This is a genomic window from Micromonospora okii, from assembly GCF_020884795.1.
Taxonomy (GTDB): Bacteria; Actinomycetota; Actinomycetes; order Mycobacteriales; family Micromonosporaceae; genus Micromonospora; species Micromonospora okii.
In genome coordinates this window covers 205,586-223,991 of record NZ_BBZF01000016.1, presented here as the reverse complement: position 1 = coordinate 223,991, position 18,406 = coordinate 205,586, and the positions used below count along the sequence as shown (strand labels likewise).

The following is an 18,406-nucleotide window of genomic DNA, read 5'->3' as shown; positions in this document are numbered from 1 at the left end:
CGCCGCGAACGCGGCGCCCCTTTTCGGGTGGTTCGGTCTGTGGCTCAGGCGGTGCGACGCTGGTGCAGCCAGAGCACCGGGCCGCTGACCAGGTAGCCCACCACGACCAGGGCGAAGGTGAGCCGCACGTCGACCAGCGCGCCGACCACCGGGGCCAGCCAGAGCCACGGCGGCAGCTTCACCAGCCGGGCGAGCTTCGCGTACGGGAAGCTGGAGACCATCGCGAAGGCGAGCAGCGCCACCCCGGCGAGCTGCACCAGGCCGGGCAGCGGCAGGCCGAGGGCCACGGTCAGCGCCAGCACGGCTGCGGCCATCGTGGTCGGCACGCCGCAGAAGAAGCGGCCGTCCTTGGGCGAGACGTTGAACCGGGCGAGCCGGATCGCCGCGCAGCCGGCGACGAGGGCGGCGGCGACCGCTGCGGCGGCGGGCGGGGCCTCGCCGGCGAGCGAGGCGTAGACCACCACCGGGGCGGCGAGGCCGAAGGAGCACATGTCGGCCAGCGAGTCCATCTGGGCGCCGAACGGGCTGGCCACCCCGAACTTGCGGGCGAGCGCGCCGTCGAGCCCGTCGAACACGACGCAGGCGATCAGCAGGAGCGCGGCGAGGCGGACCTCGCCGTGCATGGCCACGAAGATGGCGTTGATGCCGAGCGCCAGGCTGGCCAGGGTGCAGGCGTTGACCAGGGCGAACTTGGCCCGGCGGGCCGTCGTCCGCTCGCCCGGCAGCAGCGGGATCGACATCGACTGCGCGTCGTCGTCGACCGGTGTGCTGGGGGCCAGGGCCGGGCTCACGGGCACGATCGCCGCGATCTCGGCGCGCTCGTACCGGTCGAGGCCGTAGCGGCGGCGCTGCCGGTCGAGGTAGCGGTGCTCGGGCGAGGCCAGGTCGGTGGCGGGACCGCCGTCGCGGCGGCCCACCCGGACGAGTAGCACCTGGCGGGCGAAGGTGCTGCTGCTGCGGCGCAACCGGCCCGCCCAGCGACGCCCTGCGGGACGCGGACTGTCAGTAGTACGACGCCGGCGCCATGGGGCTCTCGGCACGTTTCCTCCATCACCGGATCGGCTGGCCGCCACGGGGGCGGGAGTCCGGCTGTCTCGGCCGGACCGCTTCTGGCCCGGCAGCCTTCAAGCGGAGTACACCATTACATAGGGGAGTGGGGCTTGGCGATAGCTGCCGGCGGTACCTACATCTCCGTTGAACCGCGCGAACCGCCCTTTAATTCCCGATACCGGGCTTGACGCCCGTTCCTCCATCAACTCCCCCTACAGACTACCGGAGGCGGTCGATGGGGGCACGGCGGGCGGGTGCTATGCGACCGGATGTCCGGTTGCCAGGGCCGCGACCTCGGTCATGGCCAGCTCGGCGAGCCGTTCGGGTGGAAACCAGGCCGCCTCGGCGGTGGACCCACCGGCCAACTCGGTGACCCGCGCCTCAGTCGGCCGGTCGACCACCACCCGGTAGATCACCCGCACCCCGTGCCAGTCCAGCGGCCGGCCCTCCGGGCCCAGCGCCGCCGGGTCGTGTCGGCTGTGCACCGTCATGAGGTCGGTCACCCGGCCGAGCTGGCCGGCCTCCTCCACCAGCTCGCGGAGCAGCCCGGCAGCCGGCTGCTCGCCGTGGTCGGTGCCGCCGCCGGGCAGGTGCCACCGACCGGCCCCCGGGTAGCCCTCGGCGATCCGGGTGAGCAGCACCCGGCCGGCCGGGTCGGTGACCAGCCCGTACGCCGCGAACCGCTGCCGCCGGTCGACGGGCGGGGCCACCGGCCCGGGCGGCAGCCCCCGGGGCAGCCCCGCCGGCAGGGGCGACACCGGCAGGTCGAGCAGCTCGGCGGTGAACGGCATCAGCGGCACCCGCGCCGCCTCCTCGGGGGCGAACCAGCCCACCTCGTCGGTGCCGCCGTCCGCCTTCGGGCGCAGCTCGCCGCCCCGAGCCTCGACGTCGAAGACCAGCCGGTCGGTGTGCTGGGCGACGCCCGCCCGCCCTACGCCGGCCTCGTCCGGGAAGACGGCCACGTCGGCGACCGCCGCCCGGACCGCGGCGACCGCCACGATCAGCCCCGTCTCCTCGGCGAACTCGCGCACGACGGCGTCGGCGGGGTGCTCGGCGTGCTCGACGCCGCCGCCGGGCAGCCGCCACACCCCCGGGTACGGGCAGCCCGCCGCGCCCCGCGCCAGCAGCACCCGCCCGCGCCCGTCCCGCAGCACCCCGTACGCCCCGACCCGCCGCCGCTCCACCCGCTCCACCCGGCTCCGCCCCCGCTCCCGGACCACGTCGATCCGTCGATCATGAGGTTAGCGGCACCGGGAGGGCCCTACGGCGCCGTCGACCTCATGATCAACGGCGGGGGCGGGTGGGGGTCAGGTCAGGCGGGCGGCCTGGACCGCCTCGGCCGTCACCTCGGTCAGGCGGTCGGTGGGCAGGGCGCCCAGCTCCTCCCGGGCGAACCAGCGGGCCTCGCAGGTGGAGCCGCCGACGTCGGTGACCGTGGGCGGGGCCGGCTGGTCGACGGCCACCCGGTAGAAGGCGCGCACGCCGTGCCAGTCGATCGGGTAGCCCTCCGGGCCGAGCGAGGCGGCGTCGCGGTGGCTGGCCACCCCGAGCAGCTCCACCAGGCGGCCCCGCTGGCCGGTCTCCTCGACCAGCTCCCGGATCAGCGCCGCGCCGGGCTGCTCGCCGTAGTCGGTGCCGCCGCCGGGCAGGTGCCAGCAGCCGGCGCCCGGGTACCCGTCGGAGACCCGGGTCAGCAGCACCCGGCCGGCGGGGTCGGTCGCCACCGCGTACGCGGCGAAGCGCTGGGCCCGGTGCAGCCCGTCCGGGCCGGGGACGGCGTAGAAGGAGGGGAACTCCGGGGGCTCGTCGGGGACCACGTCGGCCGAGGAGGCCGGCAGCCCGAGGGCGCGCGCGGTGAACGCCCGCAGCGGCAGCTCGCGGGCCTCGGCGAGGGTGAACCAACGGGCCAGGTCGGTCGTGCGGCCGACCCGGTCGGTGAGCGTGCCGCCGCGCACCGAGACCTGGTAGAGGAGGCGGTCGGTGTGGATGGTGATGCCCCGCTCGGGCAGGGCCCGCATGTCGGCCAGCACGTCGGCCAGGCCGCGGACGGCGACCGAGAGCCCGGTCTCGGCGGCGGTCTCCCGCACGACCGTGTGGTTCGGGTCCTCGCCGTGGTCGACCGCGCCGCCGGGCAGCGACCAGGTGCCGGGGGTGCCGGAGCGCTCCGATGCGCGGACCAGCAGCACCCGGCCCTCAGAATCAGCACAAACTGCGTATGCCGCGATCTTGCGGAGCGGCTCCAGCATGGTGGTCACGGGGGGAAATTCTCCTCCGCCCGGGTTACCCGCATCGAAAATAGTCAGATTCCTGACTGAATACTTGATCATCAGGGGCAGTTCAGGGTATCGATCCGGGCCGTCACCGAGGTCGGCGCGTCGGCCCGCGCGGAAAGTGGAGGCATGACCTACACACCGCCGCAGCAGGCCCCGTACAAGCAGCTCCGCCGCCCCACCACGGACCGGATGGTGGCCGGGGTGGCCAGCGGCATCGGCCGCTACTTCACCGTCGACCCCACCCTGGTCCGGGTGGTCTTCGCCGTCGCGACGCTGGTCACCGCCGGGGTGGCCGCGCTCGCGTACCCGATCATGTGGTTCCTGATGCCCGAGGAGCCGGCCGACGCCCCGGCCTGGCCGCACCCCGCGCCGGACGGGCCGGGGCCGCCGCCCGGCGCGTGAGGCGCGGCGTCACTCCCACTCGATGGTGCCCGGCGGCTTGCTGGTGACGTCCAGGACCACCCGGTTCACCTCGGCCACCTCGTTGGTGATCCGGGTGGAGATCCGGGCGATCACGTCGTACGGCAGCCGGGACCAGTCGGCGGTCATCGCGTCCTCGCTGGAGACCGGGCGCAGCACCACGGGATGCCCGTAGCTGCGCCCGTCCCCCTGCACCCCGACGCTGCGCACGTCGGCCAGCAGCACCACCGGGAACTGCCAGACGCCCCGGTCCAGGCCGGCGGCGCTCAGCTCCTCACGGGCGATCAGGTCGGCCCGGCGCAGCAGGTCGAGCCGCTCCCGGTCGACCGCGCCGATGATCCGGATGGCCAGGCCGGGGCCCGGGAACGGGTGCCGCCAGACCATCGCCTCCGGCAGGCCGAGCTGGAGGCCGAGCGCGCGGACCTCGTCCTTGAACAGCGTGCGCAGCGGCTCGACCAGGGAGAACTTCAGATCCTCCGGGAGGCCGCCGACGTTGTGGTGGCTCTTGATGTTGGCGGTGCCGGTGCCGCCGCCGGACTCCACCACGTCGGGGTAGAGGGTGCCCTGCACCAGGAACTCGACGTCGCCGTGCGAGGCGATCTCCCGGGCCGCGGCCTCGAAGACCCGGATGAACTCCCGGCCGATGATCTTCCGCTTCTGCTCGGGGTCGGTCACCCCGGCCAGCGCGTCGAGGAAGCGGTCGGCCGCGTCGACCACCTTGAGCCTGATGCCGGTGGCCGCGACGTAGTCCTTCTCCACCTGCTCGGCCTCGCCGGCCCGCAGCAGCCCGTGGTCGACGAAGACGCAGGTGAGCTGGTCGCCCACGGCCCGGTGCACGAGCGCGGCGGCGACCGCCGAGTCCACCCCGCCGCTCAGGCCGCAGATGACCTCCTTGTCGCCCACCTGCTCGCGGATGCGGGCCACCTGATCGTCGATGATGTTCTCGGGCGTCCAGGTGGGCTCGATGCCGGCGATGTCGTACAGGAACCGGGTGAGCATCTCCTGGCCGTGCGCGGTGTGCCCGACCTCCGGGTGGAACTGCACCCCGGCGCGGCGACCGGCCAGGTCCTCGAACGCGGCGACCGGCGCGCCGGCCGACTCGGCGGTGACCGTGAAGCCGGCCGGGGCCTCGGTGACGCAGTCACCGTGGCTCATCCAGACCGGCAGGTCGGCCGGCAGGTCGCGCAGCAGCACGCCGGGTTCGAGCAGGCGGGGGCGCAGCGGGGTGCCGCCGTACTCGCGGTTGCCGGTGCGCGCCACGGTGCCGCCGAGCGCCTGGGCCATCGCCTGGAAGCCGTAGCAGATGCCGAAGACGGGGACGTCCGCCGAGAACACGCCCGCGTCGATCTGCGGGGCGTCGGGGGCGTAGACGCTGGCCGGGCCGCCGGACAGGATGATCGCGGCCGGGTTCTTCGCCAGCATCTCGGCCACCGGCATCGAGTGCGGGACGATCTCCGAATAGACCTTCGCCTCGCGCACCCGGCGCGCGATGAGCTGGGCGTACTGGGCTCCGAAGTCCACCACGAGGACGGGACGAGGCGTGCTCATGTGCAGGAAGCCTACCGACAGTCACCCCTGTCCCGGTGAGAGGGGAACCCTTCTCTACCGCAGGGGTTAAGAAGGTGCCCTTCCTTTCACGCCCGCAGGGCGCCCGGGGCGTGCGCCGGCACCGCCGGCCGCGCCGGCGGCACCGGCTCGATCCGCCGGTACGGCTCGCCGAGCGGCGGTCGCGGGTCCGCCTCGCCCCTGTTCGGCCAGAGCGACATCGCCCGCTCCGCCTGGGCGGTGATGGTCAGCGACGGGTTCACCCCGAGGTTCGCCGAGACGGCCGCCCCGTCCACCACGTGCAGCCCCGGGTGCCCGAAGACCCGGTGGTACGGGTCGACCACCCCGTCGGCCGGGGTGGCCCCGATGACCGCCCCGCCGAGCAGGTGCGCCGTCATCGGGATGTCGAACGGCTCGGTGAGCGACCCGCCGGGCGTGCCGCCGATCTCCTCGGCCATCAGCCGGGCGGCGGCGTTGCCGGCGGGGATCCAGGTCGGGTTGGGGGTGCCGTGGCCGGGGCCGGAGACCAGCCGCCGGCCCAGCGGCCCGCGCCGCCAGCGGGTGGTCAGCGAGTTGTCGGCGGACTGCATGACCAGCGCGATGATCGTCCGCTCCGACCAGTTGCGGACGGTGAGCATCCGGGCGGCCGTCCAGGGCTGCCGCAGCAGCACGCCCACCCAGCGCAGAACCCGGTGCGGGCCGCCGTCGACCAGCAGCGACTGGAGCAGGCCCATGACGTTGGAGCCGCGCCCGTAGCGGACCGGCTCGATGTGGGTCTGCGGGTCGGGGTGGAAGGAGCTGGTGATGGCCACGCCCTCGGTGAAGTCCAGCCCCTGGGCGCGGGCCTTCGCCGGGGGCACCGACGCGCCGAGGATCGCCTCGGAGTTGGTCCGGGTCAGCTCACCGAGGCGACTCGACAGGTGGGGAAGCGCGCCGGTGGCCTTCATCTCGTGCAGCAGCCGCTGGGTGCCGAGCGCCCCGGCGGCGAGGACCACCTGGTCGGCCTGGAACACCTGGCGGCGCTTGCGCACCCAGGCCCCCGTGCGGACGGTCTCCACCCGGTAGCCACCGCCGTCGGCCGGGCGCACGGCGGTCACCGTGGTCAGCGGATGCACCCGCACGCCGAGCCGTTCGGCCAGCCACAGGTAGTTCTTCGGCATGGTGTTCTTCGCCCCGTGCCGGCAGCCGGTCATGCAGGCGCCGCAGTGGCTGCACCCGGTGCGCTCCGGGCCGACGCCGCCGAAGTACGGGTCGGCGACCCGCTCCCCCGGGCGGCCGATGTGCACCCCGACCGGGGTCGGGTGGTAGGTGTGCCCCACCCCCATCCGCCCGGCCACCGCCCGCATCACCCGGTCCGCGCGGGTGTCCTGCGGGTACGTGGTGACGCCGAGCATCCGCTTCGCCTGGTCGTAGTGCCGGGCCAGCTCGTCGCGCCAGTCGGTGATGTCCCGCCACTGCCGGTCGTCGTAGAACGCGTCGAGCGGCTCGTAGAGGGTGTTCGCGTAGACCAGGGAGCCGCCGCCCACCCCGGAGCCGGAGAGCACCAGCACCCCGCCGCCCTGCCCGCGGTCGGCGGAGCGGAGCAGGGTGATCCGTTGCAGGCCGTAGCAGCCGAGCTTCGGGGCCCAGAGGAAGCGGCGCAGCCGCCACGAGGTCTCGGGGAACTCGTCGTCGGCGAAGCGGCGACCCGCCTCCAGCACGCCGACCGTGTAGCCCTTCTCGGCGAGCCGCAGCGCGGTGACGCTGCCGCCGAAACCCGAGCCGATGACGAGCACGTCGTACCGCATCACCGCATCATTACCGACGAGTAGCTATCGCGCCAGGGCCAGTTTTCGCGGCATCATGCACACCGCCGCAACCGCTTCCCACGGTCGCAGCGTTGTACGGGCGGGGGTGTGTGACATGACCGGACACGCGCAGACCGGGCGTCGGCGGTGGCGAACGGGGCTGGCCGTCCTGCTGGCGGCCGTCGCGGTGGCGGCCGGCGCGACCGTGGCGCTCCGGCTGGCCGCCGACCGGCAGCCCGAGCCCGGTGCGCGGCCGGGCAGCGCCGCGCCCACGCCCTCGGCGGTCGCGCCGAGCCCGACCCCGCCGCCGGGGGCCGGCGTCACCGGCCCGCTCAACCTGCTGATGGTCGGGGTGGACACCCGGGTCAGCGTGCCCGGGTGGGAGCCGCACGGCGACGCCGTGCTGATCGCGCACGTGACGAAGGAGCTGGACCGGGCGTACCTCTTCTCGCTCCCCCGCGACCTGCTCGTCGACATCCCGGCCTACCCCAGGGCCGGGTACGACGGCGGCAGGACCAAGCTCACCAACGCGATGAGCTACGGCAGCCGGGTGCCCGGCAAGCCGAAGGAGCCCAGCGTCGCCCAGGGCTACGAACTGCTGCGCGGCGTCGTCAGCGGGTACACCGGGCTGCGCGTCGACGCCGGGGCGGTGGTCACCTTCCAGGGCTTCGAGAAGCTGGTGGACGCCGTCGGCGGCGTCGACCTCCACATCGACCAGCGGACCGTGTCGCTGCACCGGCGGCCGGACGGCCGGCACCGCGACCCCGCGCCGGGCGGCGGTGGGTACACCGGCCCGCAGATGGTCTACGAGACCGGCGAGCGGCACCTCAACGGCTGGCAGGCGTTGGACTACGCCCGGCAGCGCTACGGCCTGGCCAACGGCGCCTACGACCGGCAGCGCCACCAGCAGCAGCTCCTCCGGGCGCTGGTGGCGAAGCTCCAGGCCGAGGGCCTGCCCCGGCAGCCGGACCGGGTCGAGCAGGTCGTCGCCGCCCTCGGCGACACCCTGCTCTACGCGGGCGGGCCCCGCATCGTCGACCTCGCGTACGCCCTCGGCGGGCTCCCCGCCGACCGGCTCGTCCTGGTCGCCCTGCCCGGCGAGGGGGTGGGCCGGGGCAGCGTCTACCGGGGCGAGCAGCTCGAACCCGTCGGCCGGGAGTTCCTCACCGCCCTGAAGGAGGGCCGGGCGGAGAAGTACCTGGCCGACCACCCGGAGCTGGTCGTGCGGCGCTGACGGCGCGGGGCGGGTCAGCGGGGCGCGGGGCGCTCCGGCCGCTCGGTGCCGTGGAGCCAGGCGTCGAAGAGGGCGTCGAGCTGCCGGCCGGCGACCCGCTCGGCGAACGCGACGAAGTCCGCCGTGGTGGCGTTGCCGTCGCGCCGGTCGGCCCCCCACGCGCGCACGATCTCGAAGAACGCCCGGTCGCCGACGGTGGTCCGCAGCGCGTGCACCGTCATCGCCCCGCGCCGGTACACCGAGCTGCTGAACAGGTTCTCCGGCCCCGGCTTCCCCGGCGCGACCCGCCAGAGCTGCTCGGACGCGCCGAGGTACTCCGCGTCGAACGACTGCTGCGCCGTCCGCCCGCCCCGGTGCTCCTCCCACAGCCACTCCGCGTACGTGGCCATCCCCTCGTTGAGCCAGATGTCGCGCCACCGGGTCAGCGTCACGCTGTTGCCGAACCACTGGTGGGCCAGCTCGTGCGCGACCACCCCGGTGTTCTCGCCCCGCTGGAAGAAGCTGGCCGCGTAGACCGGGCGGCTCTGCGTCTCCAGCGCGTACCCGATGCCCGGCTCGGAGACGACCACCCCGCCGTACGCGCCGAACGGGTACGGCCCGAAGACGCCCTCCAGGTAGTCGGCCACCTCGACGGTGCGGGCGATGGAGGCGTCGGCGGCGCCCTGGGGCACCTTCGTGGTGACGGCGCTGAACACCGGCCGCCCCTTGTGCTCGCCCTGGGTCACCCGGAACTCGCCGATCGCCACGGTGCTCAGGTAGCTGGCCATGGGCGAGCGCTCGGCCCACTTCCAGGTGGTCCAGCCGGCGCGGGTGCTCCGGCCCACCGGCACCCCGTTGCTGACGGCGGTCAGCCCCTCCGGCACGGTGATCTCGAATTCGTACGTGGCCTTGTCTGAGGGGTGGTCGTTGACCGGGAACCAGGTGCTCGCCGACTCCGGCTGGCCGAGGGCCACCGCGCCGTCGGAGGTGGCCCGGAAGCCGCCGGAGCCGAGGGCCTCGTTGCGCAGCGGGGCCGGCTCGCCCTCGTAGTCGACCTCGGCGCTGAAGCCGTTGCCCGAGGGCAGCCCGGCGGCGGGGGTGACCACCAGCTCGTCGCCGGTGCGGGCGTGCCGGGCGGGCGCGCCGTCCACGGTCACCTTCCGCACGGTGAGCCCGGCCAGATCGAGGTTGAACGAGGAGAGGTCGGCGGTCGCCGTCGCCTGCACGGTGGTGGTGCCGGTGAGGCGGTCCCGCGCCGGGTCGTACCGGATCTTCACGGTGTACCGGGTCACGTCGTACCCGGCGTTGCCGTACCGGGGGAAGTAGTCGTCGCCCACCCCGGGCGCGCCGGCGGTGAACTGCCGGGGCCCGCTCGACGGCGGGGTGGACTCCCGCGCGGCCGGCTCGGGCGGGGCCGGGGTGCAGGCGGCCAGCCCGACCGCCCCGGCCAGCAAAAGGCCGACGCCGAGGCGCGGTCCCCGCAGGCGCAGAGTCATCACGTCGTCCTCCCGGGGACCTCGACCCACCCTACCCACCGCCCTTCCACCCCGGCCCTCGGACACGGAACGAGTGGCCATCCGGGCCGGAATGGCCACTCGTTCCGGGTAGGTGCGGGCACGGGTGGGGTGCGTCAGGTGGGGAAGGGGCTGGTGGGTGGGTCAGCGGTCCAGGACCAGGCCGACCTTCTGGAACTCCTTGAGGTCGCGGTAGCCGCACTTGGCCATCGCCCGGCGCAGGCCGCCGAAGAGGTTGAGCTGGCCGTCCGGCTCGTCGGCCGGGCCGAACAGCAGCCGCTCCATCTCGCCGAGCGGCTCGCCGGCCACCTCGAACGCGCCGCGCGGCAGCGACGGGTGGCTGGCCGCCGAGTGCCACCACGCGCCGCCGGCCGGGGCCTCCTCGCACAGCGACAGCGGCTCGCCGAGCATCACCGCGTCCGCGCCGCAGCCCAGCGCCTTGGCGATGTCGCCGGAGGTCTGGATGTCGCCGTCGGCGATCAGGTGTACGTACCGGCCGCCGGTCTCGTCCAGGTAGTCCCGACGGGCCGCGGCGGCGTCGGCGATCGCGGTGGCCATCGGCACCCGGATGCCCAGCACCGACTCGGTGGTCGACCAGTCGTCGCCGCCGATGCCGACGATCACGCCGGCCGCGCCGGTGCGCATCAGGTGCAGCGCGGTCTTGTAGTCGGTGCAGCCGCCGACGACGACCGGCAGGTCGAGGTCGGCGATGAACTCCTTGAGGTTCAGCGGCTCGTCGGTGGTGGAGACGTGCTCGGCCGAGACGATCGTGCCCTGGATGACCAGGATGTCCACACCCGCGTCGAGGATCACCGGGGCGAGCGCCAGGGTGTGCTGCGGGGAGACCCGCACGGCCACCGTGCCGCCGCCGGCCCGCAGCTCGCGCACCCGCTCGGCGATGAGGTCGGGGCGGATCGGCTCGGCGTACACCTCCTGGAGCCGCTTGGTGGCGCGGGCGTCCTCGCCGAGGGCGGCCAGCTCCTCCAGGATCTTGGTCGGGTTCTCGTACCGGGTCCACAGGCCCTCGACGTTGAGCACGCCGAGCCCGCCGAGCTGGCCGAGCCGCACGGCGGACGCCGGGCTCATCGTCGCGTCCGAGGGGTGCCCCACGCACGGGATGCCGAACTGGTAGGCGTCGAGCTGCCAGGTGGTGGAGACGTCGTCGACGTCCCGGGTGCGGCGGCTCGGCACGATGGCGATGTCGTCCAGGTGGTAACCGCGCTGGGCTGTCTTGCCCAGGCCGATCTCGACCACGTCACGCATGGGGGCTCCAGGTGGCTAGAGGGGTGGCGGTCAGCGGGAGTGGTAGTTGGGCGCCTCGACGGTCATCTGGATGTCGTGCGGGTGGCTCTCCTTGAGCCCGGCCGCGGTGATCCGGATGAGCTGGCCGCGCCGGTGCAGCTCGGGGATGCTCTCCGCGCCGACGTACCCCATCGCGGCCCGCAGCCCACCGATGAGCTGGTGGGCGACGGCGGAGAGCGGCCCCCGGTAGGGCACCTGGCCCTCCACGCCCTCCGGGACCAGCTTGTCCTCGGCGAGGACGTCCTGCTGGAAGTAGCGGTCCTTCGAGTACGACTTGGCCTGCCCCCGCGACTGCATCGCGCCGAGCGAGCCCATCCCCCGGTACGCCTTGTACTGCTTGCCGTTGATGAAGATCAGCTCGCCGGGGCTCTCCTCGCAGCCGGCCAGCAGGCTGCCGAGCATCACCGTGTCCGCGCCGGCCACGAGGGCCTTGGCGATGTCGCCCGAATATTGGATGCCGCCGTCGCCGATCACCGGGACGCCGGCCGGGCGGGCGGCCCGCGCCGCCTCCATGATCGCGGTGATCTGGGGTACGCCGACGCCGGCCACGATCCGGGTGGTGCAGATCGCGCCCGGGCCCACGCCGACCTTCACGCCGTCGGCGCCGGCGTCGACCAGGGCCTTCGCCCCGGCGTACGTGGCCACGTTGCCGCCGACGATGTCGATGGCGACCTCGGACTTGAGCTGGCGGACCATGTCGAGCACCGCCCGCTGGTGACCGTGGGCCGTGTCGACGATGATCACGTCCACGCCCGCGTCGACCAGCGTCCGCGCCCGCTTGTACGCGTCGTCGCCCACGCCGACGGCGGCGGCCACCCGCAGCCGGCCGGCGTCGTCCTTGGTGGCGTTCGGGTACTGCTCGCTCTTGGTGAAGTCCTTCACGGTGATCAGCCCGCGCAGCTTGCCCGAGCCGTCGACGATCGGCAGCTTCTCCACCTTGTGCTGGCGCAGCAGGGCCAGCGCCTCGTCCTTGCTCACCCCGACCGGGGCGGTGATCAGCGGCGTCCGAGTCATGATCTCGCGGACCCGGGTGTTCGGCTCGGAGACGAAGCGCATGTCCCGGTTGGTGACGATGCCGACGAGCTGGCCGTCGCCGTCGACCACGGGGACGCCCGAGATGCGGTACCGGCCGCAGAGCGAGTCGACGTCGCTCAGGGTGTCGTCGGGGCTCGCGGTCACCGGGTTGGTGATCATGCCGGACTCGGAGCGCTTGACCAGGTCGACCTGGAGCGCCTGGTCCTCCAGCGAGAGGTTGCGGTGCAGCACGCCGATGCCGCCCTGGCGGGCCATCGCGATCGCCATCCGCGCCTCGGTGACCGTGTCCATCGCGCTGGACAGCAGCGGGACGGTCAGCTCGACGTTGCGGGTCAGCCGGGTGCGGGTGTTGACCCGACTGGGCACCACGTCCGACTCGCCCGGCTGGAGCAGGACGTCGTCGAAGGTGAGGCCGAGCGGGACCACGCGGGCCGAGCCGGCGGGCAGCTCCGGCAGGTGGCCGCCCAGCTCGCCGGTGTCGGCGCCGGCCGGAAGATCGATGCTGGGCGAATTGTCCACGTTTGCTCTCCTGAGCTGGGTCGGGCGGGCTTCGGCGAGGTGGCGGGCGCGGGCATCCGGCGCACTCACCGGTGACGGCGCGTCGGTGCCATCGTACCCATCGGCCATGGCCACCCCCGCCGGTCCCGGGCCACCGGACGACGCTGCGTGACGTTCTCCCGGGTCGTTCGCCGACGCGGGGTGATCGACCGGACGGGGGCGGGCGTCGCGCGGTCGCGGGGACTACGGTGAGGGGGTGCACGACGAGCCCATCGACCCGTTCAACGGCGACCCGGCCGATCCGGCGGCGGAGCTGCACGATCCGGACGACGACGCCGCACCCGACCCGCTGACCGAGGTCGAACGGGCCGACGTGCTGGAGGACCTGGCCGATCTGGAGATCTACCAGGCGCTGCTCGCGCCCGTCGGGGTCCGTGGGCTGGTCATCGAGTGCGAGGACTGCCGCGAGCCGCACTACTTCGACTGGGACCTCCTGCGGGGCAACCTGCGCCACCTGCTCAACTCCGGCCGCCCCCGGGTGCACGAGCCGGCCTACGACCCCGACCCGGACCACTACGTGACCTGGGACTACGCCCGGGGGTACGCCGACGGCGTGCACGACACCCTCACCGAGGGCACCGAGGACGACCCCGAGCCGGGCGCCTGACCCAGGGTCGCCGTTGCCGGCGGGGCGGTTCAGGGAGCCGGGCCAGCGGGGCGGTTCAGCCCACCAGGCCGGCGGCCCGACGGTCAGCGCGGCGGGGCGGTTCAGGCCACCAGGCCGGCGCGGAAGCCGGCGGCCACCGCGTGCGCCCGGTCCCGCGCGCCGAGCTTGCGGAACAGCCGGCGGGCGTGGGTCTTCACCGTGTCCTCCGAGACGAACAGCTCCCGGCCGATCTCGGCGTTGCTCTTGCCCTCGGCCATGCCGAGCAGCACCTGCAACTCCCGCTCCGTGAGCCCCACCCCGCCCCGGCCGGCGCGCGCAGGCGCGGGCCGCTGGGCCGCCGCCGGGTCCCCCTCGCCGCCGGCCGCCTCCGGCTCGTCGTCCCCGCGCTGCACCGGCACCACGGACGGCACGCCGCCCGGCCCCTCGGGCCCCGCCGGCCAGGCCGGGCCGGGCCCGTTCGGGGTACGGCCGCCGGGCGCGGGTCGCGCCGGCCCGCCGACGGAGGCGGCGTCCCGGGCCGGATCCGTCACCCGGTGACGGGTGGCCCGGCCGGGTGCCGAGAGCAGCAGCAGGGCCTTGGCCACCGCGCTGGTCAGGTCGTGGTCGGTGCCCTGGATCAGCCCCCGGGCCCCCGCGCCGATGGTCGCGGCGGCGGCCTCCGACTCCTCGGCGCCGAGCAGCAGCACCGCGGCCTGCGGCGCGCGGGCCAGCACCCGGCGCACGAAGGCGGCGCTGTCCGGCCGGGTGAGGGCCGTGTCGGCGAGCACGACGTCCACCGGCCCCTCCGCCAGCCGCAGCATCACCTCGGGATCGGAGACGGCGGTACGGACGGCGGCCGACAGTCCGAGCCGCGCCGCCGCAGAGTTCAGTTGCTGCGCGGCGAGCGGTGTCCGAACGCACACGAGAACGGTACGCACAGTGGTCTCCTCTCCGACTCCGAGCAGACCACGGGGAGGTCGGCTCGGGTGGGGGTTCCCGGCAATCCTCCGAACTTTTCCGACATGTGGGGCATATGCCGCGTGTTGCCCGAGCTTTCCGATCTCAGGAAGTGTGAGCGGCGGTGGAGTGGGGTACCGGGGAGCCCGAGCCGGAAACGGTGCGCCAGCGCGGCCGCCGCCCGGACACCGGTCAACTGAGTATCTCCGCGGTGCCGCGCGGGAGGAGGGGTGCTGATGTCGAACGTACGCAGGCTGCCCGGACCCATCGTCGACCTCTGGGACTGGCAGCGGCTCGGTGCCTGCCGGGGCCGCGACAGCGCCCAGTTCTTCCACCCCGACGGCGAGCGCGGTTCCTCCCGCCTGCGCCGCGAGTCCGGCGCCAAGGCGGTCTGCCGGGCCTGCCCGGTGCGCGCCGAGTGCGCGGCGCACGCCCTCTCCGTCCGCGAGCCGTACGGCGTCTGGGGCGGCTTCAGCGAGGCCGAGCGGCTGCGGCTGCTCGCCGTGGGCTGGGAGGACCTCGCCGACCGCCGGCACAGCCGGGTCGACGTGGCCCGCCTGGAGGCCCGCCTCGGCCGCCCGCACAAGTCCACGGTGCCGGCCCAGCGCAGCGTCGCCTGACCGGACCCGCAGCGCGCCTGACCGACCCCGACGCCCAGGAGCCGACACCGCGACCAGAACCACCCGGCCGAAGGCCGACACCGCGACCAGAACACCGACGCCGCGCCCCGGACCCCGGGGCGCGGCGTCGTGTCACCCCCCGGCGCGGCGTCGTGTCACCCCCGGCCGGCCCGGACGCGCGCTCCCGTCGGCCGGACGCGGGCCGGGTGACGCCGCCGGACGGTGGGACCGCCAGGGACGCGTCAGGGCACGCCGTCGGTGACGGCGTGCCCTGAGCGGTGTCGTACGGGTCGGGTCAGAAACCCGGGCCGTGCTGGTGGCCGTGGCCGTGCGAGTGGCCGTGGCCGCCCGCTGCGGCCGGCTCGGCCTTCTCCGGCTTCTCCACCACCAGGCTCTCGGTGGTGAGCAGCAGGCCGGCGATCGAAGCGGCGTTGGAGACCGCGTTGCGGGTCACCTTCACCGGGTCGATGATGCCGGACTTCACCAGGTCGACGTACTCGCCGGTGGCGGCGTTGAGGCCGTTGCCCCACTCCTGGCCGGCGACCTTCTGCACCACGACGTAGCCGTCGTGGCCGGCATTCTGCGCGATCCAGCGCAGCGGCTCGACCAGCGCCTTGCGCACGATCGAGACGCCGACCTTCTCGTCACCGGTGAAGCCGAGGTCGTCGTCGAGCGCCGGCAGGATCTGCGCCAGGGCGGCGCCACCGCCGGGCACCGTGCCCTCCTCGACGGCGGCCTTGGTCGCGGCGATGGCGTCCTCGATGCGGTGCTTGCGCTCCTTCATCTCGACCTCGGTCGCCGCGCCCACCTTGATGACCGCGATGCCGCCGGAGAGCTTCGCCAGCCGCTCGGCCAGCTTCTCCCGGTCCCACTCGGAGTCCGAGGCCTCGATCTCCTTGCGGATCTGCGCGACCCGGTCGGCGACCTCGCCGGCCTTGCCACCGCCGTCGACGACGGTGGTGTTCTCCTTGTCGACCACGACGCGCCGGGCGGTGCCGAGCACGTCCAGGCCGACCTGGTCCAGCTTGTAGCCCAGCTCCGGGGCGACCAGCTCGGCGCCGGTGAGGATCGCCATGTCCTGGAGCATCGCCTTGCGGCGGTCGCCGAAGCCGGGGGCCTTCACCGCGCAGACCTTGAGGGTCTTGCGGATCGAGTTGACCACCAGCGTGGACAGGGCCTGACCCTCGACGTCCTCCGCGATGATCAGCAGCGGCTTGCTGTTCTGGAGGACCTTCTCCAGCAGCGGCAGCAGCTCCTCGATCGCCGAGATCTTCTGCGTGGTGATCAGGATGTACGGGTCCTCCAGGACCGCCTCCTGCTCCTCCACGTCGGTGACGAAGTTCGGCGAGATGAAGCCCTTGTCGAACTGGAGACCCTCGGTCACGTCCAGCTCGGTGGCGAGGGTGGAGCCCTCCTCGACGGTGATGACACCGTCGCGGCCGACCCGCTCCATCGCCTCGGCGATCAGCTCGCCGATCGTGGCGTCCTGCGCGGAGATCGTCGCGACGTGCGCGATCGACTCCTTGCCGGTGACCTCCACGGCCCGGTCGAGCAGGGCCTCGGAGACCTTGGCCGCCGCCGCGTCGATGCCGCGCTTGAGGCCGGACGGGTTGGCCCCGGCGGTCACGTTGCGCAGGCCCTCGCGGACCATGGCCTGGGCCAGCACGGTCGCGGTGGTGGTCCCGTCGCCGGCGACGTCGTTGGTCTTGGTCGCCACCTCCTTGACCAACTGCGCGCCGAGGTTCTCGTAGGGGTTGGTGAGCTCGATCTCCTTGGCGATGGTCACGCCATCGTTGGTGATCGTGGGCACACCGAATTTCTTGTCCAGGACGACGTTGCGCCCGCGCGGGCCGAGAGTGACCTTGACCGCGTCCGCGAGGGCGTTGACACCGTGCTCCAGCAGGTGCCGGGCGTCGTCCGAGAAGCTCAGGATCTTCGCCATGAATGTCCCTTCGAGGCGTCGCTGCCCCGGCCCGGCGAGCCGGACCGGGGCAGCGACACTGATCGGTTGGTTACTTCTCGATGACCGCGAGGACGTCGCGGGCGGAGAGCACCAGGTACTCCTCGCCGGCGTACTTGACCTCGGTGCCGCCGTACTTCGAGTAGATGACGGTGTCGCCGACGGCGACGTCAACCGGGATGCGGTTGCCCTTGTCGTCGATCCGGCCCGGGCCGACAGCGAGGACGGTGCCCTCCTGCGGCTTCTCCTTGGCGGTGTCGGGGATCACGATGCCCGACGCCGTGGTGGTCTCAGCCTCGTTCGCCTGGACCAGGATCCGGTCCTCGAGCGGCTTGATCGCAACCTTGGTCGCGGTAGTCACGGGCTTACCCTCCTGGGGTACTGGTTTCGTTGCCGGCCGGCGGGGCCGACCAGCGTCAATTAGCCACATGCCACCGGGCGGGGCCGTCGTCGCGGGTGCCGGTCCGCCTGGCGTTCAGCCACCGGGCGCGGGGCCCGGGAGCTGGCACCCTCAGGGTGAGAGTGCTAATCGCAGGTTATGCCGTCGCTAGCACTCCGTCAAGGAGAGTGCCAGCGCGCCGCCCGCCGTGTCGCACGCCGAGGCGGCCCGCGCAGCCCCGGACCGGGCCGGGACAATGACCGGGTGGATCTCGACCAGTTCGCCGCACTGCGTACCCCCGAGGGGTCGGCCGCGCTCGCCGCGGCGGCCGGGGTGGCCGGCGGCGACCCGCTGACGGCGGCGTCGGCGCTCCGCTCCGCCGGGCTGCCCGCCGGGCTGGCCGCCGCCGCGCTGACCCAGGCCGAGCTGCGCCGCCGGGCGGTCGGCAAGTTCGGCCCCGCCGCCGCCGGCATGTTCCTCACCCGCGCGGGGCTGGAACAGGCCACCCGGGGGGTGGTGGCCGACCGGCGGGCCGAGCGGCTGCGCGCCGCCGGGGTGCGCACGCTGGCCGACCTGGGCTGCGGCCTCGGCGCCGACGCGCTCGCCGCCGCCCGCGCCGGAATCCGCGTGTACGGGGTGGAGGCCGACCCGGTGACCGCCGCGATGGCCGCCGCGAACGCCGAGGCCGCCGGGCTGGCCGACCGGTTCACCGTGGAGTGCGGCGACGCCACGGCGTTCGACGTGTCCCGCGTCGACGCGGTCTTCTGCGACCCGGCGCGGCGCAGGGCGGGCACCGGCCGGCGGATCTTCGACCCGAACGCCTACTCGCCCCCCTGGGACTTCGTCACCGGCCTGGCCGAGCGGGTGCCGCGCACCGTGGTCAAGGTCGCCCCCGGCCTCGACCACGCGCTGATCCCGGCGGGGGCGGAGGCGGAGTGGGTGAGCGTGGGCGGCGACCTGGTCGAGGCCGCCCTCTGGTGCGGCCCGCTCGCCGGGTCCCCCCGCCGCGCGACGGTGCTGAAGGAAGGGCACCCTTTTAACGCTTCCGGTAGAGCAGGGGCCCCTTCTTATCAGCCCCCCGCCTCCGGCGGGCAACCTGCCGGCCCCGACGGTCAGCCCGCCGGCTCCGGCCACCAGCTCACCGGCTCCGGCACCGCCGAGGCGGCGGTCGGCCCCGTGCGCCGTTACCTCCACGACCCCGACCCGG

The 18,406-nt window shown here is 74.1% G+C and carries 16 protein-coding genes; 5 read left to right on the top strand and 11 right to left on the bottom strand.

What is annotated here, in order from left to right; all coding sequences use genetic code 11:
• Positions 1–44: 44 nt before the first annotated feature.
• From LPU43_RS13015 to LPU43_RS13005, 3 genes are all read right to left on the bottom strand, one after another.
• Positions 45–965 (bottom strand): CDP-alcohol phosphatidyltransferase family protein, encoded by a 921-nt coding sequence (locus LPU43_RS13015; RefSeq protein ID WP_229400640.1) that lies wholly within the window; start codon positions 963–965, stop codon positions 45–47.
• A gap of 342 nt (positions 966–1,307) precedes the next feature.
• Positions 1,308–2,270: an NUDIX hydrolase gene (locus LPU43_RS13010; protein WP_229400639.1), complete on the bottom strand. Its 963-nt coding sequence runs from the start codon at positions 2,268–2,270 to the stop codon at positions 1,308–1,310.
• 87 nt (positions 2,271–2,357) lie between these two features.
• On the bottom strand, positions 2,358–3,305 hold the full coding sequence (locus tag LPU43_RS13005) for an NUDIX hydrolase (protein ID WP_229400638.1): 948 nt from the start codon (positions 3,303–3,305) through the stop codon (positions 2,358–2,360).
• Positions 3,306–3,449: 144 nt separating this feature from the next.
• Between LPU43_RS13005 and LPU43_RS13000 the strand changes: the two genes are divergently transcribed.
• A complete protein-coding gene (locus tag LPU43_RS13000) occupies positions 3,450–3,725 on the top strand; it encodes a PspC domain-containing protein (protein WP_229400637.1) in 276 nt (91 codons plus the stop codon).
• Between the two features lie 9 nt (positions 3,726–3,734).
• Here the strand turns inward: LPU43_RS13000 and guaA are convergent, their stop codons facing one another.
• Positions 3,735–5,291: a glutamine-hydrolyzing GMP synthase gene (gene guaA / locus LPU43_RS12995; RefSeq protein ID WP_229400636.1), complete on the bottom strand. Its 1,557-nt coding sequence runs from the start codon at positions 5,289–5,291 to the stop codon at positions 3,735–3,737.
• A gap of 86 nt (positions 5,292–5,377) precedes the next feature.
• A complete protein-coding gene (locus LPU43_RS12990; RefSeq protein ID WP_229400635.1) occupies positions 5,378–7,075 on the bottom strand; it encodes an FAD-dependent oxidoreductase in 1,698 nt (565 codons plus the stop codon).
• Between the two features lie 115 nt (positions 7,076–7,190).
• On the opposite strand from LPU43_RS12990, the gene LPU43_RS12985 reads away from it, so the two are divergent.
• Positions 7,191–8,309, top strand: coding sequence for an LCP family protein (locus LPU43_RS12985; protein ID WP_229400634.1), 1,119 nt, complete (start codon positions 7,191–7,193; stop codon positions 8,307–8,309).
• A gap of 14 nt (positions 8,310–8,323) precedes the next feature.
• Here the strand turns inward: LPU43_RS12985 and LPU43_RS12980 are convergent, their stop codons facing one another.
• From LPU43_RS12980 to guaB, 3 genes are all read right to left on the bottom strand, one after another.
• Positions 8,324–9,778: a M1 family metallopeptidase gene (locus LPU43_RS12980; RefSeq protein WP_373321708.1), complete on the bottom strand. Its 1,455-nt coding sequence runs from the start codon at positions 9,776–9,778 to the stop codon at positions 8,324–8,326.
• Positions 9,779–9,946: 168 nt separating this feature from the next.
• Positions 9,947–11,065: a GuaB3 family IMP dehydrogenase-related protein gene (locus LPU43_RS12975; RefSeq protein ID WP_229400632.1), complete on the bottom strand. Its 1,119-nt coding sequence runs from the start codon at positions 11,063–11,065 to the stop codon at positions 9,947–9,949.
• Positions 11,066–11,095: 30 nt separating this feature from the next.
• The gene (gene guaB / locus LPU43_RS12970) at positions 11,096–12,658 is read right to left on the bottom strand and encodes an IMP dehydrogenase (RefSeq protein WP_229400631.1); all 1,563 of its coding nucleotides are present in this window, start codon (positions 12,656–12,658) and stop codon (positions 11,096–11,098) included.
• 235 nt (positions 12,659–12,893) lie between these two features.
• Here guaB and LPU43_RS12965 point away from each other — a divergent pair, with 235 nt between their 5' ends.
• The gene (locus tag LPU43_RS12965) at positions 12,894–13,304 is read left to right on the top strand and encodes a DUF5319 domain-containing protein (RefSeq protein ID WP_229400630.1); all 411 of its coding nucleotides are present in this window, start codon (positions 12,894–12,896) and stop codon (positions 13,302–13,304) included.
• A 101-nt stretch (positions 13,305–13,405) separates the two neighbouring features.
• Here the strand turns inward: LPU43_RS12965 and LPU43_RS12960 are convergent, their stop codons facing one another.
• Positions 13,406–14,221, bottom strand: a complete 816-nt coding sequence (locus LPU43_RS12960; RefSeq protein ID WP_229400629.1) for a response regulator transcription factor — start codon at positions 14,219–14,221, stop codon at positions 13,406–13,408.
• 255 nt (positions 14,222–14,476) lie between these two features.
• On the opposite strand from LPU43_RS12960, the gene LPU43_RS12955 reads away from it, so the two are divergent.
• Positions 14,477–14,860 carry a WhiB family transcriptional regulator gene (locus tag LPU43_RS12955; protein ID WP_229400628.1) on the top strand — a complete coding sequence of 128 codons (384 nt, stop codon included), beginning with the start codon at positions 14,477–14,479 and terminating at the stop codon, positions 14,858–14,860.
• Between the two features lie 295 nt (positions 14,861–15,155).
• Here the strand turns inward: LPU43_RS12955 and groL are convergent, their stop codons facing one another.
• Together groL and groES are read right to left on the bottom strand one after the other, a co-directional pair.
• Complete coding sequence (groL, locus tag LPU43_RS12950; RefSeq protein WP_229400627.1) at positions 15,156–16,802, bottom strand: chaperonin GroEL; 1,647 nt, start codon at positions 16,800–16,802, stop codon at positions 15,156–15,158.
• 70 nt (positions 16,803–16,872) lie between these two features.
• Positions 16,873–17,181 (bottom strand): co-chaperone GroES, encoded by a 309-nt coding sequence (gene groES / locus LPU43_RS12945; protein ID WP_229400626.1) that lies wholly within the window; start codon positions 17,179–17,181, stop codon positions 16,873–16,875.
• A 282-nt stretch (positions 17,182–17,463) separates the two neighbouring features.
• On the opposite strand from groES, the gene LPU43_RS12940 reads away from it, so the two are divergent.
• The coding region (locus LPU43_RS12940; protein WP_229400625.1) for a DUF8688 domain-containing protein at positions 17,464–18,406 on the top strand (943 nt) is incomplete at its 3' end.